The sequence below is a fragment of the Beutenbergia cavernae DSM 12333 genome (genome assembly GCF_000023105.1).
GTDB lineage: Bacteria > Actinomycetota > Actinomycetes > Actinomycetales > Beutenbergiaceae > Beutenbergia > Beutenbergia cavernae.
In genome coordinates, this window is sequence record NC_012669.1 from 1051248 (window position 1) to 1072425 (window position 21178).

General features: G+C 74.1%; 15 protein-coding genes. 11 read left to right on the forward strand and 4 right to left on the reverse strand.

Translation table 11 applies throughout. The features are described from left to right. Positions 1–70: 70 nt before the first annotated feature. From BCAV_RS04720 to BCAV_RS04765, 10 genes are all read left to right on the forward strand, one after another. A complete protein-coding gene (locus BCAV_RS04720) occupies positions 71–3526 on the forward strand; it encodes a DUF5107 domain-containing protein (protein ID WP_012725979.1) in 3456 nt (1151 codons plus the stop codon). Next, positions 3523–4872 carry a cellulase-like family protein gene (locus tag BCAV_RS04725; protein ID WP_012725980.1) on the forward strand — a complete coding sequence of 450 codons (1350 nt, stop codon included), beginning with the start codon at positions 3523–3525 and terminating at the stop codon, positions 4870–4872. Before BCAV_RS04720 ends, BCAV_RS04725 begins: the two co-directional genes overlap by 4 nt. Further along, entirely contained in the window at positions 4869–6194 is a 1326-nt protein-coding gene (locus tag BCAV_RS04730) for an extracellular solute-binding protein (protein WP_012725981.1), read from the forward strand. The genes BCAV_RS04725 and BCAV_RS04730 overlap by 4 nt, the downstream gene beginning before the upstream one ends. Then, on the forward strand, positions 6158–7132 hold the full coding sequence (locus BCAV_RS04735) for a carbohydrate ABC transporter permease (protein WP_245528946.1): 975 nt from the start codon (positions 6158–6160) through the stop codon (positions 7130–7132). Before BCAV_RS04730 ends, BCAV_RS04735 begins: the two co-directional genes overlap by 37 nt. Then, entirely contained in the window at positions 7132–8010 is an 879-nt protein-coding gene (locus BCAV_RS04740) for a carbohydrate ABC transporter permease (protein WP_012725983.1), read from the forward strand. The genes BCAV_RS04735 and BCAV_RS04740 overlap by 1 nt, the downstream gene beginning before the upstream one ends. Then, positions 8007–10163, forward strand: coding sequence for an alpha-galactosidase (locus tag BCAV_RS04745; RefSeq protein ID WP_050761639.1), 2157 nt, complete (start codon positions 8007–8009; stop codon positions 10161–10163). The genes BCAV_RS04740 and BCAV_RS04745 overlap by 4 nt, the downstream gene beginning before the upstream one ends. Beyond that, complete coding sequence (locus tag BCAV_RS04750; protein WP_012725985.1) at positions 10160–11002, forward strand: hypothetical protein; 843 nt, start codon at positions 10160–10162, stop codon at positions 11000–11002. The genes BCAV_RS04745 and BCAV_RS04750 overlap by 4 nt, the downstream gene beginning before the upstream one ends. A 175-nt stretch (positions 11003–11177) precedes the next feature. Then, complete coding sequence (locus BCAV_RS04755; protein WP_245528948.1) at positions 11178–13031, forward strand: vWA domain-containing protein; 1854 nt, start codon at positions 11178–11180, stop codon at positions 13029–13031. 19 nt (positions 13032–13050) lie between these two features. Next, a complete protein-coding gene (locus BCAV_RS23505) occupies positions 13051–14298 on the forward strand; it encodes a transposase (RefSeq protein WP_012725987.1) in 1248 nt (415 codons plus the stop codon). Between the two features lie 47 nt (positions 14299–14345). Continuing rightward, positions 14346–15848, forward strand: coding sequence for a family 20 glycosylhydrolase (locus tag BCAV_RS04765; protein ID WP_012725988.1), 1503 nt, complete (start codon positions 14346–14348; stop codon positions 15846–15848). On the opposite strand, the gene BCAV_RS04770 is transcribed toward BCAV_RS04765, so the two are convergent. From BCAV_RS04770 to BCAV_RS04780, 3 genes are read right to left on the reverse strand one after another with little or no spacing between them, the layout of a single operon-like run. Next, on the reverse strand, positions 15838–16266 hold the full coding sequence (locus tag BCAV_RS04770; RefSeq protein ID WP_012725989.1) for an MmcQ/YjbR family DNA-binding protein: 429 nt from the start codon (positions 16264–16266) through the stop codon (positions 15838–15840). The two genes, BCAV_RS04765 and BCAV_RS04770, sit on opposite strands and share 11 nt — an antisense overlap. 43 nt (positions 16267–16309) lie before the next feature. Continuing rightward, positions 16310–16744, reverse strand: a complete 435-nt coding sequence (locus BCAV_RS04775; protein ID WP_012725990.1) for a phage holin family protein — start codon at positions 16742–16744, stop codon at positions 16310–16312. A 47-nt stretch (positions 16745–16791) separates the two neighbouring features. Beyond that, entirely contained in the window at positions 16792–18483 is a 1692-nt protein-coding gene (locus BCAV_RS04780) for a dolichyl-phosphate-mannose--protein mannosyltransferase (protein WP_012725991.1), read from the reverse strand. A gap of 31 nt (positions 18484–18514) precedes the next feature. Between BCAV_RS04780 and rsmI the strand changes: the two genes are divergently transcribed. Then, entirely contained in the window at positions 18515–19480 is a 966-nt protein-coding gene (rsmI, locus tag BCAV_RS04785) for a 16S rRNA (cytidine(1402)-2'-O)-methyltransferase (protein WP_012725992.1), read from the forward strand. Between the two features lie 40 nt (positions 19481–19520). Here rsmI and BCAV_RS04790 read toward each other — a convergent pair whose 3' ends face one another. Continuing rightward, positions 19521–20999, reverse strand: coding sequence for a tyrosine-protein kinase domain-containing protein (locus BCAV_RS04790; protein WP_012725993.1), 1479 nt, complete (start codon positions 20997–20999; stop codon positions 19521–19523). Positions 21000–21178: the final 179 nt, after the last annotated feature.

Consider the following 21178-nt stretch of genomic DNA (forward strand, 5'->3'; position numbering starts at 1 on the left):
TCGAAATGTCCAGGCATATCGTCGATGTGCGCATTCCGTCGACCCGCGTCGGGCTCGTAGCGTCGGGGCCATGCTCGTCGAGGAGCCCCGGCTCGTCCTCCCGGAACGCCCGGCCGACCAGGTCGGCGCCGAGGTGGCCGTCTGGCGCGAACCGGTGGTCATGGCCACCTACCGGCCGGTGGTGCCGGACCCGTATCCCGCGTTCCTCGACGGGCGGGTGTACCAGGGCTCGTCGGGGCGTGTGTACCCGCTCCCGTTCCACGACCGGATCTCCGCGGAGCCGGAGCCCGTGGCCTGGGACGCGGTCCACCTCGAGAACCGCTGGCTGCGCCTCATGGTGCTGCCGGGCCTCGGCGGGCGGATCCACGTGGCGCAGGACCGCACGAACGGCTACGACTTCGTCTACCGCAACGACGTCATCAAGCCGGCGCTCGTGGGGCTCGCCGGCCCGTGGCTCGCGGGCGGCATCGAGCTCAACTGGCCCCAGCACCACCGGCCCGCGACGTTCCTGCCGACGGACGTCGAGATCACGCACGACGACGACGGCTCGGTCACCGTGTGGTGCTCGGACCACGACCCGTTCACCCGGATGAAGGGGATGCACGGGGTGCGGCTCGCGCCGGACCGCGCCGTCGTCGAGCTGAGGGTCCGCCTGTACAACCGGCACGAGGAGCCGCAGTCGTTCCTGTGGTGGGCGAACGTCGCCGCCCGCGCGCACGACGACTACCAGGCGTTCTTCCCCACCGACGTCCACGTCGTCGCCGATCACGCCCGGCGCGCCATCACCGCCTTCCCGGCCGCGGACCGGCCGTACTACGACATCGACTACCCGTCCCGCCGGGCCGAGGGGTTCGTCGCGGCGGACGGCACCGCCGTCGCCGGCGACCGTCTCGACTGGTACCGGAACATCCCGGTCCCGACGTCGTACATGGCGCTCGGGAGCCGCGAGGACTTCTTCGGCGGGTACGACCACCGGGCCGACGCCGGGTTCGTGCACGTCGCCGACCACCGGATCGCCGTCGGCAAGAAGCTGTGGACGTGGGGGAACGCCGAGTTCGGGCGTGCCTGGTGCCGGAACCTCGCCGACGACGGCGCCCAGTACGTCGAGCTCATGGCCGGCGTCTACTCGGACAACCAGCCGGACTTCGCGACGATCATGCCCGGCGAGACGACGTCGTTCTCGCAGTACTGGTACCCGCTGCGGGGGAGCGGGCCGGTGCACGCCGCCACCACCGAGGCCGCGCTGCACGCGGACGTCCGGGAGGCGAGCGACGGGACGACGACGGCGGAGCTCGCCGTCGTCGTCACGCGGGAGCGTGGCGCGGCGCGGGTCGAGCTGAGCGTCGACGGCGTGGCGTGGCGCGCCTGGGCTGTCGGCCTCGCGCCGGGCGCGGCGTGGCGGGAGTCGGTCGAGGTGCCGGCGGGTTCGACGTCCGTCGACGTGCGGGTCGTCGACGGTGACGAGGAGCTCGTGCGCCGCACCTGGACGCGGCCGGACCCGGCTGTCGCGGCGACCGGGGTCGCGGACGTCGCCGGGGCGTCGCCGGCCCGGGAGCCGGCCGACCCGGCCGAGATCGGCACCGTCGAGGAGCTCGCCCTCGTCGCGGCGCACCTCACGCAGTACCGGCACGCCACGCGGCGCCCGGAGCCGTACTGGCGGGAGGCGCTCCGCCGCGACCCGGGGCACATCGCCTCCCTCGCGGGCCTCGCGGTGCAGCACTACCGGGCGGGTGAGTACCCGCGGAGCGAGGAGCTGCTGCGGGCGGCGCTGGGGCGCGCGACGACGTACGAGCCGCATCCGGTCGACGGCGCCCCCCACTACTACCTCGGGCTCGTGCTGGAGCGCACCGGGCGGTCCGACGAGGCCGACGCGGCGTTCGCGCAGGCCGCGTGGACGCGTGCCTGGCGCGGAGCGGCCGGCTACCGGCTCGCCCGGCTCGACGCGGCCGCGGGTCGCGACGCGCAGGCGCTGGCCCGCGTCGACGAGGCGCTGCGCGCGGAGCCGGAGCACCTGCAGGCGCACGCGCTGCGGGCGATCGTGCTCCGCCGCCTGGGCCGCGCCGCCGACGCCGAGGCCCAGCTCGCGGCCACGCTCGCGCTCGACCCGCTCCACGCGTGGGCACGGGACCTCGCCGGACGCCCGCTGGCCACCGACGCCCAGACCTGGCTCGACGTCGGGCTCGAGCACGCGCGTGCCGGCGAGCATCGTGCCGCCGTCCGGGCGTACGGCGCCGCGTGGGACGCCGACGCCGCGCGCGACACCGGGGCGCCCGCGGCACGACCGCTCGCCGCCGCGCACGAGGCCCTCGCCCGGGCCGCGCTGGGCGACGCGGCCGGGGCCGACCGCGCCCGCGCACGCGCCGTGACGACCGACCGGGCGTGGTGCTTCCCCGGCCGGCTGGACGACCACGATGCCCTCGCCCGGCTCGCCGCCGAGCGCCCGGAGGCGGCCGCGCTCCTCGGCACGTGGCTGTACAGCCACGACCGGGCGCGCGACGCCGTCGTCGCCTGGTCGACGGCCGTGGCCGTCGACGCGCAGGACGCGGTGACGTGGCGCAACCTCGGCATCGCCGCGTACCGCGAGGACAACGACCTCGACGCCGCGCGCCGCGCCTACGACCGGGCGCTGGCGGCCGCGCCGCACGACACCCGCCTCGCCGTCGAGAGCGATGCGCTCGACCGTCGGCGGGCGGTGTCCCCCGCCGACCGGCTCGCCGCGCTCCTCGCCTCGGGTGCGGCGCGCGAGCGGGACGAGGCGGCCGTCGCCGTCGCCCACCTCCGCGTCACGCTCGACGACCCGGCCGCCGCGCTGGAGGAGCTCCGCGCGCGCTCGTTCCACCCGTGGGAGGGCGGCGAGGGGCAGGTGCTCGCCGCGTGGGAGCGAGCCTCGCTCGCCTCGGCCGCCCAGCTCGACGACGCGGCGGCGCTGGAGGTGCTGGACGGCGCGCTCCTCCCGCCCCAGAGCCTCGGCGAGGCGCGGCACCCGCTCGCGACGACGGCGCGGCTCGACCTCGCGCGCGGGGACGTGCTCGCCCGCCTCGGCCGCACCGAGGACGCCGCGGCGGCATGGCGCTCCGCGGCTGCCGCGACGGCCGACTTCCTTCAGATGAGCGCCCAGCGCTTCGGCGCGGCCACCTACGTCTCGGTGCTGGCGCTGCACCGGCTCGGCCGCGCCGACGACGCCCAGGTCCTCACCGACGACCTCGCCGCGTACGGCGAGGAGCTGGAGCGGGCGCCGCTCGCCGTCGACTACTTCGCGACGTCGCTGCCCGACCTGCTCCTGTTCGCCCCGGATCCCGAGACCGCGCGGCGGGTGCGCGTGGAGCTGCTGCGCGCGCAGGTCGACTCCCTGCGCGGGGCGTCGGACCGCGCCCGCGAGCGGCTGCGCGCCCTGCTCGCCGTCGAGCCGGACCATGCCGACGCCGTCGACCTCGAACGTGCGCTGGCACGCGGCGGACGCCTCGACGCCCGGGCGGACACCACCGACCGCGAGCCCCCCCGAGCAGCCGAGGAGAACCGACGATGAGCCGCCTCGCCCCGCATCTCCCGAACGCCCTGACCATCACGCTCTGGGACTTCACGTGGTACACCCGCACCGGCCCGGGGGAGCCGTTCGAGGACCTCGACGCCGCGTTCGCCGCCGCCGTCGCGCGCGGCTACAACACGGTGCGGGTGTGCGCGATGCCGTTCCTCCTGTTCCGGTCCGGGGTCCCGACCGGGAGCCTGCGGCTGGGTCCGCTCGGCGGCGACGTCGGTCAGGGCATGCGCTGGTACGACGTCAAGGAGGAGACGACGATCGACGCGCGGGAGCACCTGCTGGAGCTGTTCCGCGCCGCCGACCGGCACGACTGCTACGTCATCGCCTCGTCCTGGGAGTACCAGCAGAGCGCCTCGTTCGCCCTGGAGAAGGCGTGGTGGGAGGCGCTCGCGGCGGTCGATCCCGAGGAGCGTGCGGAGCTGCTGGCCGAGGCGCAGGCGGACCTCGTCGACCTGCTCGTCGCCGAGGGTCTCGACCACCGGCTGGCGTTCACGGAGCTCCACAACGAGGTGCAGGTCGGGTACCTGACGGACGGGTTGCCCGCCGCGCGAGGCGATGCCGCGGCGCGCGAGCTGCGGCCGCGGCTGGAGCGCGGCGTCGCCGCCTTCCGGGCCCGGCACCCCGAGCGGCCCGTCGGCATCTCCTACGGCGGGGTCCCGGCCGGGGCGATGAGCGGCATCCCGGAGGACCTCGACGTGCTCGTCGTCCACCCGTACGTGTACGGGACGCTCGGTGAGCTCGTCGAGACGTACGGGCTCCGACGGCCGGTCGCCGAGTTCGACGAGGCGCTCGTCCGGCGGGACCTGCTCCGTCCGGGCGCGCCCGGGATCGGGAGCTGGGATCTCCCGGCCCAGGACGCGTGGCGGCTCGACGCCACGATCGTCCAGCGGGCGGAGATGTACGTGCACGACTGGGCGGACGCCGAGGCGTTCGACAGGTGGCTGTACGAGCACTACGGCGAGCACCGGCGCGCGATGGCGGACCGGCTCACGCTGTGGTGCGACGTCGCGGCGGACTGGGCGCGAGCCCACGACGCCGCTCTCGTGCTCGGGGAGGGGTGGGTGGGATACACCCCGCTCGCGGGCACGTTCGAGGAAGGCCCCGTCGGGGCCGAGATCTGCCGGGACGCGATCGCGACGGCGTCGCGGGTCGGCGCGTGGGGAACCGTCGTGTGCTCCAACGCGGCGCCCCACCATCCGATGTGGTCCGACGTCGAGCTCCAGCAGGACTGCACGGCGGCGTTCGTGGCCGGCGGCTCTCGCGGCAGCGACGGCGGTGACGGCACGGAGTCCCACACAACAGCGCCAAAGGCGGCGCGGAGGGAGACATCATGAGCACGAGCAGACTGACCCGTCGCACGTTCATGGCGGGTGTGGCCGGCGCGGGAGCGGCCGGCATGCTGACCGGCTGCGTCACGGGCGGTGGCGACGGCGGCGGCAACGGAGGCGAGGGCGAGGGGGGCGGCACCGGCGAGGACTCGGGCGACCCGTCCGGCCCGGTCACGATGCAGATCTCGTTCACGGAGCCGATCACGCGCGACTCGCTCGAGACGGTGGTCGAGTCGTACGAGGGGGGCGACGTCACCGTCAACGCCATCGCGACGGAGCAGTTCCGCGCGCAGCTGTCGACGTACCTGACGTCGTCGACCCCGCCGGACGTCATCGGCTGGCTCGCCGGCTCCGTCGCCCGCGACTACGCGGAGCAGGGGCTCCTCCTCGACGTGGGCGACCTGTGGACGGGCGACGGCGCGTGCGCGAACTTCTCCGACGCGCTGCGCAGCCTGTCCTCGACCGAGGACGGCACGCAGATCTTCGTGCCGACCAGCTACTACTGGTGGTCGGTCTTCTACTTCAAGTCCGCCTTCGAGGAGTGGGGGGTGGAGCCGCCGACCACCTGGGACGACTTCATCGCCCTGTGCGAGAACCTCCAGGGCCAGGGGGTGAACCCGCTGACGAACGGCACCGGGTCCACGCCGTGGATGGCCTCGGGCTGGTTCGACTACCTGAACATGCGCATCAACGGTGCGCCGTACCACCGGGAGCTGCTCGCCGGCGAGCACGCGTTCACGGATCCCGAGGTCGTGGCGGTGATGGAGGAGTACCGCCGACTCATCCCGTTCTTCGACCCGAACAGCTCGTCGTACGCCGTGCAGGAGGCGGTGACGCCGCTCGTCCAGAAGACCGCAGGGATGTACCTGGTCGGGGCGTTCATCACGACGTCGATCCCCGAGGACATGCTCGACGACCTCGACTTCTTCTCGGTGCCGCCCATCAACCCGGATGTGGCGAGCGCGGAGGAGGCGCCGACGGACGGGTACATGGGCAGCGCGAACGCGCCGAACGTCGCAGGGGCGAAGGCGCTCATGTCGTACCTGGCGTCGCCCGAGGCGCAGCAGGAGTACATCGAGCTGTCCGGATCCTCCAACCTCCCGACGTCGCCCGACGTCGACACCTCGAGCTTCTCGCCGCTCGTCCAGAAGGGTCTGGCGCTCCTGGAGGAGACGGAGGAGATCACCCAGTTCTTCAACCGCGACTCGAGCGACGAGCTGCAGCTCACCGCCGACGACGCGCTCACCCGGTTCCTCGACGACCCGTCCGACATCCCGGCGATCCTCGAGGGGTGGCAGACCGCCGCCGAGCGCGTCTGGGGATCATGACGCTCGCGCCGGCGGCGCCGCAGGGCGCCACCGTGTCGCCGCCCCGTCCGAGGCAGACCCTCGGACGGCGGCTGCGGCGCGTGCCGCTGGTCGTGTGGGTGTTCCTCGCGGTGCCGCTCGTCGTCGAGCTCGCCTGGGTGTTCTGGCCGGCGATCAACAGCTTCTGGCTCTCGACCACGAGCTGGCGCGGGGTCGGCGTCCCGGAGTCGGTGGGGCTCGGCAACTACCGGGCCCTGCTCGAGGACCCGATCTTCGCGACGGCGCTGCGCAACAACGCGATCTGGGTCGTCCTGTTCGGCGGGGCGTCCGTCGTGGGCGGGCTCGCTCTCGCCGTCGCGCTCAACCGGCCCCGCCCCGGCGTCGGGATCTACCGCAGCGCGATCTACCTGCCGATGGTGTTCTCGCTGGCCGTCACCGGCCTGTTCTGGCGGGTGATGTACCAGCCGGGTGGATCGGTCAACACGGCGCTCGAGCTCGTCGGGCTCGGCTCGCTCACGCGGCCCTGGCTCGCCGATCCCGAGACCGCGCTGTACGCCGTCCTCATCGCCGCGGTGTGGCGCCAGGTCGGCTACATCATGGTGCTGTACCTGGCCGGGCTGAAGAGCTGCGACCCCACGCTCGAGGAGGCGGCCTCCGTCGACGGCGCGAGCGCGTGGCAGCGGTTCTGGCACGTGGTCATGCCGCAGCTGCGTGGCGTGAACACGGTGGTGTTCGCCGTCACCGTGATCGACTCGCTGCGGACGTTCGACATCGTCTGGGCGATGACGCGAGGCGGGCCGTACAACAGCAGCCAGCTGCTCAGCACCTACATGTTCCAGCAGGGGTTCACGATCGTGAACCTGGGCTACGGGTCGGCGGTCGCCGTCGTGATCTTCGTGCTCGCGATCGCCTTCATCATCACGTATCTCGCCCGCGCGTCCCGGCAGGAGGAGGACTGATGGCCACGCTCGCAGCCCCGGCCCGGCAGCCTGGCGGCGTCGGACAGCGAGGCCCGCGCGGCCCACGCCGTCGCAGCCCGTGGTTCCACGTGGCGATGATCCCGTTCACGCTGCTGTACATCAGCCCGCTCGTGTTCGTGGTGACCGTCGCGTTCCGCTCGTTCGACGACATCGTGACGCGCGGGCTGGGCGCCCTCCCGGCGTCGTTCACGTTCGACGGCTTCACGACGGCGTTCGGCGCCGGCACCCGGAACGCGCTGCTCAACAGCGCGATCGTCACCGTCACGACCGTCCTGCTGACGCTGCTGCTGGCGTCGATGGCCGCATACGCCCTGAGCCGGTTCGCGATCCCGTACCGGCGGACGATCCTGCTCGTCATGCTCGCGGGCAACCTCCTGCCGCCGCAGATCCTGCTCATCCCGGTGTCGAAGATCAGCGAGGCGCTCGGGATCTACGACACGCTCACGGCCCTCATCGTCGTGCAGCTCGGGTTCGGGCTCGGGTTCTACACGTTCGTGCTCCACGGGTTCATGCGCGGCATCCCGCGGGAGGTGTTCGAGGCGGCGATCGTCGACGGCGCCGGCGCGGGCCGGACCTACCTGCGGATCGTGCTGCCGCTGTGCCGGCCGGCGCTCGCGGCGCTCGGCGCGCTGGCGACGACGTGGGTGTTCAACGACCTGATCTGGGCGATGACCGTGCTGCGCACGGAGACGAAGTTCCCGATCACGGCCGCGCTGCTCAACCTGCAGGGCTCGTTCGTGAGCGAGTGGAACGTCGTCGCCGCCGGAGCGATCATCGCGGCCGTACCCCCGGCGATCGTGTTCTTCCTGTTCCAGAAGCACTTCGTCTCCGGGTTGCTCGTCGGGGCGAACAAGTGAGCGGCGACGCGGTGGACCGCCCGGCGTGGCGGTTGCGGACGGCGTCGACGACGCTGGAGCTCGCCGCGGCGCCGGACGAGCTCGGCCCGGTGCTCGTGGACTGGTACCCGGATCCGGCGTCTCCCGGCGAGGCGCGGGCGGTCCCCGGCGCCGAGGGACACGGCGTGGGCGGCTTCGCGACTCCGGCGGACCGGCTCCCGCTGCTCTACACGGCACTCGGGACCCGCCACACCCGGGCCGCGGAGCTCGCGGTCGACCACGGCTCCGGGCTCGTCGGCGCGCGGCTGCGGTGCACGGACGTCGCGAGCGCGTCGCTGCCGGACGGCGGCGACGAGCTGCGCGCGTCGTTCGTGGACTCGACGGGTCACGTGGCGGTCGAGCTCGACGTCGTCACGCACCCGGAGCACGACGTCGTGGAGCTGCGGTCCCGCGTGACGAACACCGGCGACGCGCCGCTCGTGCTCGACCGAGCGCTCACCGCTGCGCTGGCGCTGCCGGTCGGGCCGGGCGCCGTCGTCGACCTCCTCGGCGGTCACTGGTCGCGCGAGTTCTCGCCCTTCCGGGTGGACCTGCCGGCGGGGGAGCTGGCGATCGGGAGCCGCCAGGGGATCACGTCGCACACGTACTCGCCAGTCGTCACCGTCACGTCGCGCGACCCGTCCGAGCGAGGACTCCGGACCGAGGGACGAGCGCAGGAGGATCGCGACCGAGAACACCACCGTGCGTACGGCGTCGCACTGGCGTGGAGCGGATCGTGGCGGATGGTCGTCGACGCCGCGCCGTTCCGGCCCGACGTCCGGGTGAGCGGCGGCGCGGGCGACGACGCGACGCGGATCCTGCTCGAGGCGGGAGCCTCCTTCGAGGCGCCGCCGCTGCTCGCAGTGTGCGGCCGCACCGCCGAGCACGTGACCGCCGCATGGCACGACCACGCCAGGACCGTCCTGGCGCGGGACCTCACGCCGGCCCACCGGCCGATCGTCTACAACTCCTGGTACGCGACGACGTTCGACGTGACGCCCGCCCACCAGCTGAGCCTCGCGGAGGCGGCGGCGTCGCTCGGCGTCGAGGTGTTCGTCGTCGACGACGGCTGGTTCCGTGGACGCGACCACGACCGCGCCGGCCTCGGCGACTGGACGCCCGACCCGCACGCGTTCCCCGACGGCCTGGACCCCCTGGTCAGCGGCGTGACGGCGCTGGGGATGCGCTTCGGGATCTGGATGGAGCCCGAGGCGGTCAACCCGGACAGCGACCTGTACCGGGAGCACCCGGACTGGGTGTACCGCGCGGGAGACCGACCGCTCGTGACGCTGCGCCACCAGTACGTGCTCGACCTCGGCCGCCCCGAGGTCGAGTCCTTCGTGCTCGACGCGGTCCGCGCCGTGCTGGCCGACGAGCGGATCAGCTACCTCAAGTGGGACATGAACCGGCCGGTCAGCGACGGCGGCCGGCCGGGTGACCCGCACGGGCGGGAGTGGGCGCTGCAGCACACGCACGCCTACTACCGGATCCTGCGCGCGATCCGCGCCGAGTTCCCGCACGTGACCGTCGAGGCGTGCTCGGGCGGCGGCGGCCGGGTCGACCTCGCGGTGCTGGCCCTGACCGACGTGGTGTGGCCGAGCGACGAGACCGGCCCGCGGGACCGGCTCGCGATCCAGCACGGATTCCTCTCGGCGTACCCGCCGTCCGTCATGAGCTCGTGGGTCACCGACGCGCCGGACATCCTCGACACGGATCCCGCGAGCCTCGAGCTCCGGTTCGTCGTCGCGATGGCGGGGGTGCTCGGCGTCGGGTCGGACCTGCTCGCGTGGGACGCCGCGACGCGGGAACGGGCGCGCGAGCTGGTGGCGCTGTACGCCGACGTGCGCGACGTCGTCCACACGGGCCACGTCGTCAGGCACGGCTCGCCGGCCGACGACGTCTACGCCGTCGAGTACGGACCGACGGCGGCCGGGAGGCCTGTGGTGCTCCTGGTGTACGGACGGCCGGGTCGCGCGGCGGACGTCGCGCTGCCGCTCGCGACGCCGGATCCCGGGGCCAGGTACCGGGTGCGCTCGTCGGGCGAGGTGGTCTCCGGGGCCGACGCCCGGGCCGGGCTGAGCGTCCCGTTCGCGCTCGCGGACGACGCGGACGTCGTCGTGCTCGAGCCGCTGTGAGCGTGCCCCCCGACCCGCCCGGTACCGGATGGCGAGCGACGCCGCTGGAGCTCGCCACGGACGACCGGTTCGGCGGCCGCTGGACGTCCCTGCGGTCCGCGAGTCGCGAGTGGCTGTGGACGAACGAGGGCGCCGCCGCGCTGCGCCGCGGAGTGCGCCCCGGAGACCCGTTCGTGGACGCCGGGGGCGTCGAGGAGTGCTTCCCGACGGTGCGAGGCACGCCGGATCACGGGGACGCCTGGAGCCGTCCGTGGAGCGAGGCTCCGGGCGACATGGTGTCGGAGGTCGAGGTACCGGCGGGGCGGCTGCGGCGCCGGCTGACCGGCGGCGGCCCGACGATCGTCGTGGAGTACACGATCACCGGGCGGCCGGGGCAGCCCTTCGTCCACGCGGTCCACGCGCTGCTCGACGTGAGCGTCGCCGCCCGCATCGTCACCGGTGAACCGGACGCCGCCGTCGTCGTCGACGGCACGGCGGGCGGGCGACCGTTCGCGTGGCCGGTGCTCGAGGGCGAGGACCTCAGCACGTTCGGGCGCGAGGACGGGACCGCGATCTGCGCGGTGCTCCGGGGCTGTGCGGGCGCGGTGGTCGTCGACGGCGATCACGCGCTCGGGCTCGCCTGGGCGGCGGGCGAGACCTCGCCGCAGCTCCCGCTCGGCCTCATGGTGTGGCGCAACCTGGGCGGCTGGCCGGTGGGCGCACCGTACCGCTCGATCGGGATCGAGCCGATGGTCGGCACGGCAGCCGACGTGGCCGACACCGCGGGCGCCGCGCGCCTCGACGCGTCCGGCGAGGCGGCGTGGACGTTGCGCCTCGCGGCGTGGTCCCGGCACCGGTGACGAGGGCCGAAGTGCGGGCACGGGCTTCTCGCGGTATGGCACGTCCCGCTAGGCTCCCGCAGGGCAGGGGGGCCACGGAGGTTGCATGAGCTCGGCCACCCCTCGCAGCAGAGGCGGAGCACGACGTCGTCGCGAGCAGGTCAGGCGCCGTCGCCGCCGCCGCACCCTGGCCGCAGTGCTCGGCTTCGTGCTGGTCGTCGGAGTCGGTGCGACGGCGACGGCGTTCATGCTGAGCCGGGCCGACGTCGAGCCGCCGGCAGGAGCCAGCCCCGGCGCGTCTCAGAGCGCTGATCCGGGTGACGGCGCCACCGGGGAGCCGACGGCCGAGCAGATCGACTTCCAGGACGACGAACCCGCCGCGGCCCCGGGCGCCGAGCCGTGCACCACGGTCTCCGTCCTGTCCTCCTTCGAGAACGCCGAGATGGTGGGGAACCTCGCCGCGGCGTACAACGCCCAGCCGCGCGACGTCGCCGGCAGGTGCGTCACGGTCGTCGCCGGCAAGGACAAGTCCGGGATCGCTGCCGAGGAGGCGGCGGCCGGGTTCCCGGATCTCGGCGCGGACGAGCGTCCGTCGGTGTGGATCCCCGACGCCTCGACCTGGCTCTCGATCGCACACGCCGGGGGCGGGGTCGCCGTGGTCCCCGAGGACGGCGTCAGCGTGGGCTCGTCGAACATCGTCCTCGCGATGCCGCAGCCGCTCGCCGACGCGGTCGGCTGGGCCGACTCCCCACCCAGCTGGGGCGAGGTCTTCGAGGCCGCCGACGACGGGCAGCTCTGGGCGGATCTCGGTCACCCCGAGTGGGGCGACTTCAAGCTCGGCAAGACGAGCCCGCTGATCGCCAGCTCGGGCCAGGCGGCCATGCTCTCCTCGTACGCGACGTCGTCGGGAAGCGCCAACCTCTCCGTCGCGGACATCATCACCCCGGCCGTCGCCGCCGAGGTCGCCGCGCACGAGCTGTCGGTCAGCCACTACATGGCGACGCCGGAGCACTTCCTCTGGCACGCGCGCGAGTCGGAGGTCCAGGGCTCGTCAGCGGACTTCCTCTCCGCCGTCATCGTCGACGAGACGTCGGTGTGGTCCTACAACCGGGGGATCACGAGCCGCGACGGCGTGACCCGCGTCGCCGGCGACCCTCCGGTCGATCCGCTCGTGCCGATCTACCCGACGGACGGGTTCTACGTCGCCGACAATCCCGCCGTCGTGCTCAACGGCAGCTGGGTCGACGACGTCGAGCGGGCGGCGGCGGAGGACTTCCTGCGCTTCAGCACCACCGCCCAGGGCCAGCAGGTGGTGCGCGAGTCCGGGTACCGCGACCTCAACGGCTCCCTCGACGACGCGGTCGCCGAGCTCACGAGCGCCGAGTCCGCGCCGAGCGGTGCCCTCGCGTTCCCGGACCGCAACGTCGTGGCAGCGGTCGCGGAGGCGTTCCCGGAGGTCCGCAAGGACGCCCAGGTGCTCTTCCTGGTGGACCTGTCCGCGTCCATGGGGTACGACAACACGGCCGGCCAGACCCGGCTCGAGGGCGCGCAGCACGCCATCACCGCCGCGCTCGACCACTTCACCGCCGGCGACAGGGTCGGGCTGGCCGGGTTCACGACGACCGACGGCACGATCACGCCCGGCCTGGTCGCGCCGGTCGCCGACATCGCTGACAACCGTGGCGCGCTGGTCGAAGGCGTGAACTCGCTCGAGCCCGTGGCCCACACGCCGCTGTACCAGGCCGTCGCCGACTTCGCGCAGCAGCAGGCGGCCATGTGGGACCCCGATCGGATCAACGCCATCGTGCTGCTCAGCGACGGGGTCAACGCCACCGGGGACATCGAGACCATCGGGCAGGACGACATGATCCACGTGCTGCACGGGCTCCACGCCGAGACACCCGTGCTCGTCTTCACGCTCGGGTACAGCCCGGACGCGGACGTCGAGACGCTCCAGGCCATCTCGAGCGCGACCGGCGCGCACTACTACGACGCCACCGATCCCACCGAGGTCGAGGCCGTGCTCGGCGACCTCGTCACGAGCTTCTAGCGCGCGGGCGGGACGGGACATGGGTGGACAGCGGTACCCGGCCGAGCTCAGGACGGCTGTGGTCGAGCAGGCGCTGACGACCGGGCAGGCGGCGAGCGTCGTCGCCCGCGAACGCGGGATCTCCCCGAACACGCTGCGGCGCTGGATCCGGGAGCACCAGGAGCAGGAGCGAGCGGGCGAGCGGGAGCCGGGGCCGCAGGACGCCGCGCCGGCGCAGGTCACCTCGTCGCCGGCGCCCGTGCCGGCTGAGGCGGAACCCGTGGTGGCCGAGCCGGAGGCTGCGGTGGCGGAGCCCACGGTGGTCGAGGCGGGGCCCGTGGTCGCGGAGCCAACCCCGGCGGTGCCAGACCCGACGCCGGCACCGGTGCCGTGGCAGCCGGAGCGTGCCATGGCGGTGCGGAGGCGGCTCGCCGCGATGGCCCTGCGCGAGCCGGGCCCCACCCCGCTCGTGCGGGAGCCGGTTCAGGTCCCCGTGGTGGCGGAGCCGGAGCGCGCACCGGTCGTGCTCGAAGCCGAACCGGAGCCGGAACGAGTGCCGGACCCGATCGTCCCGGAGCCGGAACCGGCGCCGGACCCGATCGTCCCGGACCCGATCGTCCCGGAGCCGGAGCCGGAGCTGAACCCTGGCCCGGGCCCGGCCGCCGTCGTCCAGGACCAGCCGGCGCCGGGACCGACCCCGGCGGATCCCGCGCCCGCTTCACCGCCCGCGTCCCCGCCCGCCGTCCGTGCACCCGTCCGCGCGGTCCTGCCGGGGTGGGCCCGCGCGTGGATGGGCGCCGTCGTCGTCGCGTGGGTCGTGAGCCTGGTCGTCGCAGCGACGGTCACGGCCTCCTCCTCGCTCTGGAACGCGGCGTTCGTCGCCCACGCGCTGTTCCTCGTGGTCGGCCTGGGCGCCGTCGTCGCCCTCGACTGGCACGGTCTGCTCTGGCTCGTCGGACGGCGCGACCTGGGCGAGACGCTCCGGCTCGCCGACGCGGTCACGCCACTCATCTGGATCGGCGTCGGCGGCCTGATGGTCAGCGGTTCGCTCCTCGGGCCGGATCTCTCCAGTCCGATGACGTGGGCGAAGCTCGTGCTCGTGCTGGTCGTCGCTCTCAACGGGGTCCTGACGCCTGCGACGGCGGCCCAGCTGCGAGCGCTGCCCCCGTCGGTCCGGCCGCTCCGGGTGCCGCGGCGCGTGTTCGGGCGCCTCGTGCTGGCCACGGGCGTGTCGCAGGCCGGATGGCTCGGTGCGGCGGCGATCGGGTTCGCCAACGCACTGACCTGAGTTCGGTAGCGTTCGCCGGACACCCGAAGCGACCTGGAGGTTCTTCCGTGCCCGCAGTCATCCCCGTCCCGAGCCGCACCGAGGCGCGCGAGGGCTGGTTCGACCTTGCCCGAGCAGTCCGGCTCGTCGTTCCCGACGCGGCGGCGCCGGAGGCGGAGCGCGCACGCGAGGCGCTCGCCCGGGTCGGCGCCCAGCGGGTCGAGGTCGTGACGCACGACGACGGCGCGCCGGGCGCGATCGTCCTCACGCTCGGCGACGCGACGCTGCAGCCGCCCGCGGGGGTCACGCGGCCGGACGGCGTCCGGCCGTCGGCGCCGCCGGCCGAGGAGTACTCGCTGAGCGTCGACCCCGACCGGGTGGTGGCGGAAGCCTCGACCCCGGAAGGGCTGCTGCGGGCGCTCGCGACGCTCGAGCAGCTCGCGAGCGTGCGCGACGGCGGAGCGGGCCTCGAGGCCGTCCACGTCACCGACGCTCCGCGGTACTCCTGGCGCGGCCTCATGGTCGACATCTCGCGCCACTTCTTCGGCGTCCCCGTGCTCAAGGACGTCGTCGACCTGCTCGCGCTGTACAAGCTCAACGTGCTGCACCTGCACCTCAGCGACGACCAGGGCTGGCGCCTGGACATCGGCTCCCGTCCGGAGCTCGCCAAGCGCTCGGGCGACACGGAGGTCGGCGGCGGGGCGGGCGGCTTCCTCACCGCTGACGACTACGTGACGCTCGTGACCTACGCGGCGGAGCGCGGCGTCGTCGTCGTCCCCGAGATCGATCTGCCCGGGCACACGAACGCCGCGCTGCACGCGGTGCCGGAGCTCAACCCGTCGGGCGAGGCGACGGCCGTCTACACGGGCACCGAGGTCGGGTTCTCCGCGCTCGACCTCGAGCTGCCCGCCACGGAGCCGTTCCTGCGCGACGTGCTCGGCGAGGTCGCCGCGCTCACGCCCGGCGACTACCTCCACATCGGTGGCGACGAGGTCAAGACCATGACCCCGGAGGCGTACGCCGCCTTCGTCGAGAAGGCCGCGGAGATCGTCGTCGAGGCCGGCAAGCGGCCGGTCGTGTGGCAGGAGGGCGGCAAGGCGCAGCTGCCGGACGGCGCCGTCGTGCAGCTGTGGGAGTCGAACAGCTCGCCGGAGGCCGTGCTCGAAGCAGCGGCCCGCGGCGCTCGGGTGGTGCTCTCACCCGGCAAGCACGTGTACCTCGACATGAAGTACCACGCGGACTATTCCCTGGGCCTGGCCTGGGCTGGCCTCGTCGACGTGCGCGAGAGCTACGACTGGGACCCGGACGCGTACACGCCCGGGCTCGACCCCGCGGCGATCGACGGCGTCGAAGCGGCGCTCTGGACGGAGACGGTGACGACGCGCGAGGAGCTGTTCACGATGCTGCTCCCGCGGCTCGCCGCCGTCGCGGAGGTCGCGTGGTCGGCGCAGGACGCTCGCGCGCTCGACGACGTGGCACGGCGTCTGGCCGATCACGCGGCCCTGTGGCAGGAGCGCGACTGGGCGTTCCACCCGAGCGACCAGGTGCCGTGGCCGAGCCTCACCCGGTGAACCAGGCGGCCGGGCTGCCCGCGGCGTCGAGCTGCCCGACGAGCCGGGGCCCCGACACCTCGCGGTAGGAGGCGTCGACCAGCTCGGCGATCTCCCGCCAGTCCGGCTCGGCGGCGTCGAGGTCGATCCCGCGCCAGCCGTACGGTCCGTAGTACGCGGGGACGAAGAACCGAGGGTCGTCGTCCAGCGCCCGCTGCTCGGTCTCGTCGACCTTGACGAGCACCGCGTGCGGGCGCTGCACGCCGACGCGCCCGTCGCTCGTGCGATCCGGCCCGCCGTAGACGGCGAACGCGACCCGGGTGCGGAACGTCGGGCGGCCGTGCGACACGCGTTCGTCAGTGCCCGGGAACGCGAGCGCGAGGCGACGCAGGACCGCGAGGTGCGGGTCGTCGTCGTCGAACATCAGCGGGTGCGGCATGCCTCATCCTCGCGCGGAGCACCGACAGGCGCCGTCGCACCGCTCACGCAGTCGGCGCGGCCGGGTCCTTCTTGCCCTTCCCGCCCTTGGCGCCCTGCCGGTCGTCGAGCCGGTTGCGCAGGAAGATCAGCGGCAGGACGAGGGTCGCGATCGCGGTCACGAGCCAGACGACGAGCGTCGCGAGGATCCAGGTGACGACGCCGCCGGTGATCTCGAGGCCGCTCCCGATGAGGCTCGCGATCCACAGGCAGAGGAACGTCGAGACGAGGCCGACGCCACCGATGAAGGCGTTGGCGTACTGCCGCGTCATCTTGAGCACGAACGGCGTGAGGATCCACTGCGCGAGCGCGAAGACGACGACGGCCACGATGAAGCCCGAGGCCGTGAGATGGACGTCCTCGATGAGCAGGGACGCCACCCAGAGACCGAGCGCGGCCGAGCCGAGGAAGATCGCCGACCGGATGAGGAAGACCACCATGGGCGTCAACCTAGACCCGAGCCGCCTCGCCCGCCCGCCAGCGTGCGTCAGATCCAGCCGATCCGCCACTCCGTGAGGTTCCCGATCCACATGTGCGCCTTCCAGTACCAGTACGGCACCGGCTGCCCGGTCCAGATCGGCCAGAAGAAGGCGGCGACGAGGAGCGCGAGGGCCACGACGACGACGCCGAACCGCGCGCCCGTCGTCCGGAGGCCCCGGGGGGCGCCGCGCGGCCCGAGCAGGAGTCCGAGCCCGTACGTGAGGGCGAGGGCGACGTAGGGAGCGAACGCGACGGCGTAGAACGTGAAGATCGTGCGGTCCGCGAACGGCGCGGAGTAGGTGAACCACGGCAGGTACATCGCCGCGTACCCGACGCAGATCGCCCAGGCCCGCCAGTCGCGCCGCACGATCGCCATCCAGAGGACGGCGACGAGCGCGATCGCGCCACCCCACCAGACGATCGGGTTCCCGACGGCGAGGACCGCCTCGATCCACCGCTCCGTGTGCCCGGGTGGTGCCGCGACGTCCTGCCACGCGAACGACGTCGGCCGCAGCTGCAGGAGCCAGCCGATCGGGTGCGACGAGTACGTGTGCTCCGACGACAGGTTCGTGTGGAAGTCCCACATCGTGAGGTGGTACTGCCACCACGAGTTGAGCGTGTCGGGGAGCCAGGTGCGAACCGGCTCGTCGGCGACGGCGTTCACGTCGCGCGCCCAGTGCCGGTAGTACGAGTCGTTCGAGACGAACCACGACGCCCAGCTCGCGACGTACGCCGCGACGGCGACGGGCACGAGCGTGAGGAACGAGGGGACGCCGTCGCGCAGGAAGCCCCCGCCGAACCAGAGCCGGACGCCGATGGCGCGGCGCGCCGTCGTCGACCACACGACGGCGGCGATGCCGAACACCGCGACGGCGTAGATCCCCGACCACTTCACGCCGCACGCGAGGCCGAGCAGCACGCCCGTCGCGAGCAGCCACCAGCGCATGCCGATCCGCGGACCCCAGGGGTCGGCGAGGCCACCGTCCGCGAGCTGCGGCGCGGCCCGGGCAGCGAGCCGGCGTCGGGACTGCTCCCGGTCGAGCAGCAGCGTGCCGAACGCCGCGAGCACGAAGAAGCTGACGAAGATGTCGAGGATCCCGGTGCGGCTGAGCACGAGGTGCATCCCGTCGACGGCGAGGAGCAGCCCCGCCGTCGTGCCGAGGAGCGTCGAGGCGAAGAGCCGCCGCCCGATCCGCGCCACCAGCAGCACCGAGAGCGCCCCCAGGACGGCGCCGGCGATCCGCCAGCCCACGACCGACTCCTGCCCGAGGAGCCGGATGCCGATCGCGATGAGCCACTTGCCCAGGGGTGGGTGCACGACGTAGTCGGCGTCCGTCAGGAGTCCGGAGGTGTCGCCGGCGGCGAACGCCTCGTCGACGTCCTCGTCCCACCGGCCCTCGAACCCGAGGGCGAGCAGCGAGTAGGCCTGCTTGACGTAGTACGTCTCGTCGAAGATGAGGCGCGCCGGCCGGTCCAGTCCCACGATCCGCAGGACGGCGGCGATCGCCGTGACGGCGAGCGGCCCGATCCAGCCCCAGGCGCGGCTGCCGGGCACGGCGGTGACCAGGCGGGCGAGCAGGCGCTGCTCGATGCGCCGAACCCGTTCGCCGCGCGGGAGCGCGTCGTCCGCGGGGGTGGCCGGTGCTCCGGGGAGACCCGCCCAGCGCGGCAGCGTCGGCTCGGCGTCGGGCTGGGTCACCGCAGCAGTGTAGGTGGGCCAGACTGGGGGGATGCCGAGCGAGGACTCCGGAGCGAGGGACGAGCGCAGGAGGATCGCGACCGACGAGCAACCGCGCGACGCTGACGATCCCGCGGACGAGCGCGCCCCGGCCGAGCTCGGGGCGGCCGCCGGGAGGTGGTCGGGCCGGGCGCGCATCGTCCTGGCCGCGACGCCGATCGGGAACGCACAGGACGCGACGCCCAACCTGCTGGCGCTGCTCGCGGAGGCTGACGTCGTGGCGGCGGAGGACACCCGCCGGCTGAGGACGCTCCTCGCGCGGCTCGGGATCCGGACCGCCGGGCGGGTCGTCAGCTACCACGAGCACAACGAGTCGGAGCGCGCCGCCGAGCTGGTCGAGCTCGCGCGCGAGGGCGCGACGGTGGCGGTGGTGTCCGACGCCGGGATGCCGTCGGTCTCCGATCCGGGCTTCCGCGTGGTGCGGGCCGCCGCGGAGGCCGGCGTCCGCGTGAGCGCGCTCCCGGGGCCGAGCGCCGTGCTGACGGCGCTCGCCGTCTCGGGGCTCGCCTCGGACCGGTTCTGCTTCGAGGGCTTCGCGCCGCGGCGGGCGGGCGAACGCCGTCGGGCGCTCGAGGCCCTGGCCGCCGAGCCGCGCACGCTCGTGTTCTTCGAGAGTCCGCACCGGCTGGCGGCCACGCTCGAGGCGATGGCGACCGCGTTCGGCCACGACCGGGCCGCCGCCGTGTGCCGCGAGCTGACCAAGACGTACGAGGAGGTGCGGCGCGGCCCGCTCGGCGAGCTCGCGGCGTGGGCGTCGGAGGGGGTGCGCGGCGAGATCACCGTCGTCGTCGCCGGCGCCCCGCCGGTGAGCGCCGAACCCGGCGACCACGTGGCCGAGGTCCTCGCGCGCGTCGCGGCGGGGGAGCGGCTCAAGGACGTGTCGGGCGACGTCGCGGCCCGCGTCGGCGTGTCGCGGCGGGAGCTCTACGACGCGGCGCTCGCCGCCCGGGAGGGCTGAGGCCGGGCTCCGACCAGCGCGGCGCCGGGCTCGGGCACCGTCAGCGTCTCGGGGACAGCCGCGCCGCTTCCTCCGCCACCCGGTGGTCGCGCAGGAGCTCGTCGAACGTCGTGTCGCCGGAGCCCGCGGCGAGGTCCTCGGACGCGTCGTCGTCGGGTCGCGCGCGTCGCCGGGGCTCGGCCGGGCTGTCGTAGGGCGACGCATCCGCGGCCGTGCGCCGCACCCGGTTCAGCACGATCCCGAGCCGGCGGGCGCCGACGGCGGACAGCGCCGCGGCGGCGTCGGTGAGTGCGGCTCGACTCGTGCGTCCCGCGGCCGCGACGAGCAGCACCCCGTCCACCTCAGCGGCCAGGGCGGTGGTGTCGGCGACGGGAAGCAGCGGAGCGGAGTCCAGGACCACGACGTCGTACCGGGAGGTCAGGTCGGCGAGGAGGTCGGTCATCGCCGACGAGCCGAGGAGGTCGCCCGGGTTGGGCGGCGTCGGGCCTGCGGCCAGGACGTCGAGGTCCCCCTCGCCCCAGGTCTGCACGACGTCCTCGAGCCGCGCTGCGCCGATGAGGCACGTCGTGAGCCCGACGGAGTCCACGAGTCCCATCGCGGCCGCGACGGCCGAGCGCCGCAGGTCGGCGTCGACGAGCAGCACCGTCCGCCCGCCGGCGCGCAGCGCGAGGGCGAGGTTCACGGCCGTGGTGGTCTTCCCCTCCCCGGAGACCGACGACGTGACGAGCAGCGTCCGCGGCGGGTGGGGCACCCGCATGAACTCCAGGTTCGACCGGAGTCGGCGGAACGCCTCCGCCTGCGGGCCGCGCGGGCGGTCGAGGAGCGCGCGTGAGGACGTGACGCCCTTGACAGCCGGGACGGCCGCGAGCACGGCCATCCCGTGCGTGGCGTCCCGCACGTGGGCCTCGGTCCGCACGCGGGTGTCCAGCGCCTCGCGCAGCGCCACTCCCGCGACCCCGCACGCGAGGCCGGCCACGAGGCCGAGCCCGAGGGCGAGCGGCACGTTCGGGGAGTCCGGCGTCGACGGAACCGCGGCGGCCCTGGTCGCCGACACGGTCACGGGGGACGGTCCGCCGTCGGCCGCCGGCTCGAACCGGGCCACGGTCTCGGCGAGGCTCGCGGCGGCGGCGTCGGCGATCCGCGCGGCGGTGGCGGCGTCGGTGGAGGAGGCGCTGATGTCGATGAGGGACGTGTCGACGACGGCGCGTCCGACGACGGCGCGGCCGAGCTCCTCGGCGGTGAGGGCCAGGCCGAGCTCCTCGATCACGGGGTCGAGCACGGCCGGGGTCGAGACCATCGCGGCGTAGGAGGCGACGCGCTGCTGGGCGAACGTCGATCCCTGGACGAGGGCGGCTGTGTCGCTGTCGCCGCGCACGGAGACGTAGACCTGGCTCGAGGCGAGGTAGGTCGGTGTCGCGATGGCCACCCAGGCGCAGGCGGCGCCGAGCGCGACGAGGACGGTGACCAGCACGGTGCGCCATCGCGTCCGCACGGTCCCGAGCAGTGCTGCCACGTCCATGTCCCCACCTACCGCGGTCCCAGGGGCGCGCCCACCGCGTCGACCCCGACGGGCCATGGTGGCACCGGTCACCCCGCCTCCGGTGGCCCGGCCGTGGGCGAGATGCCGGTGGCCCGGGGTGAAGTTCTCCGGGGTTCACCGCCGGCCGGGGTGAACGTTCTCACGGCTCGGGTGAATGT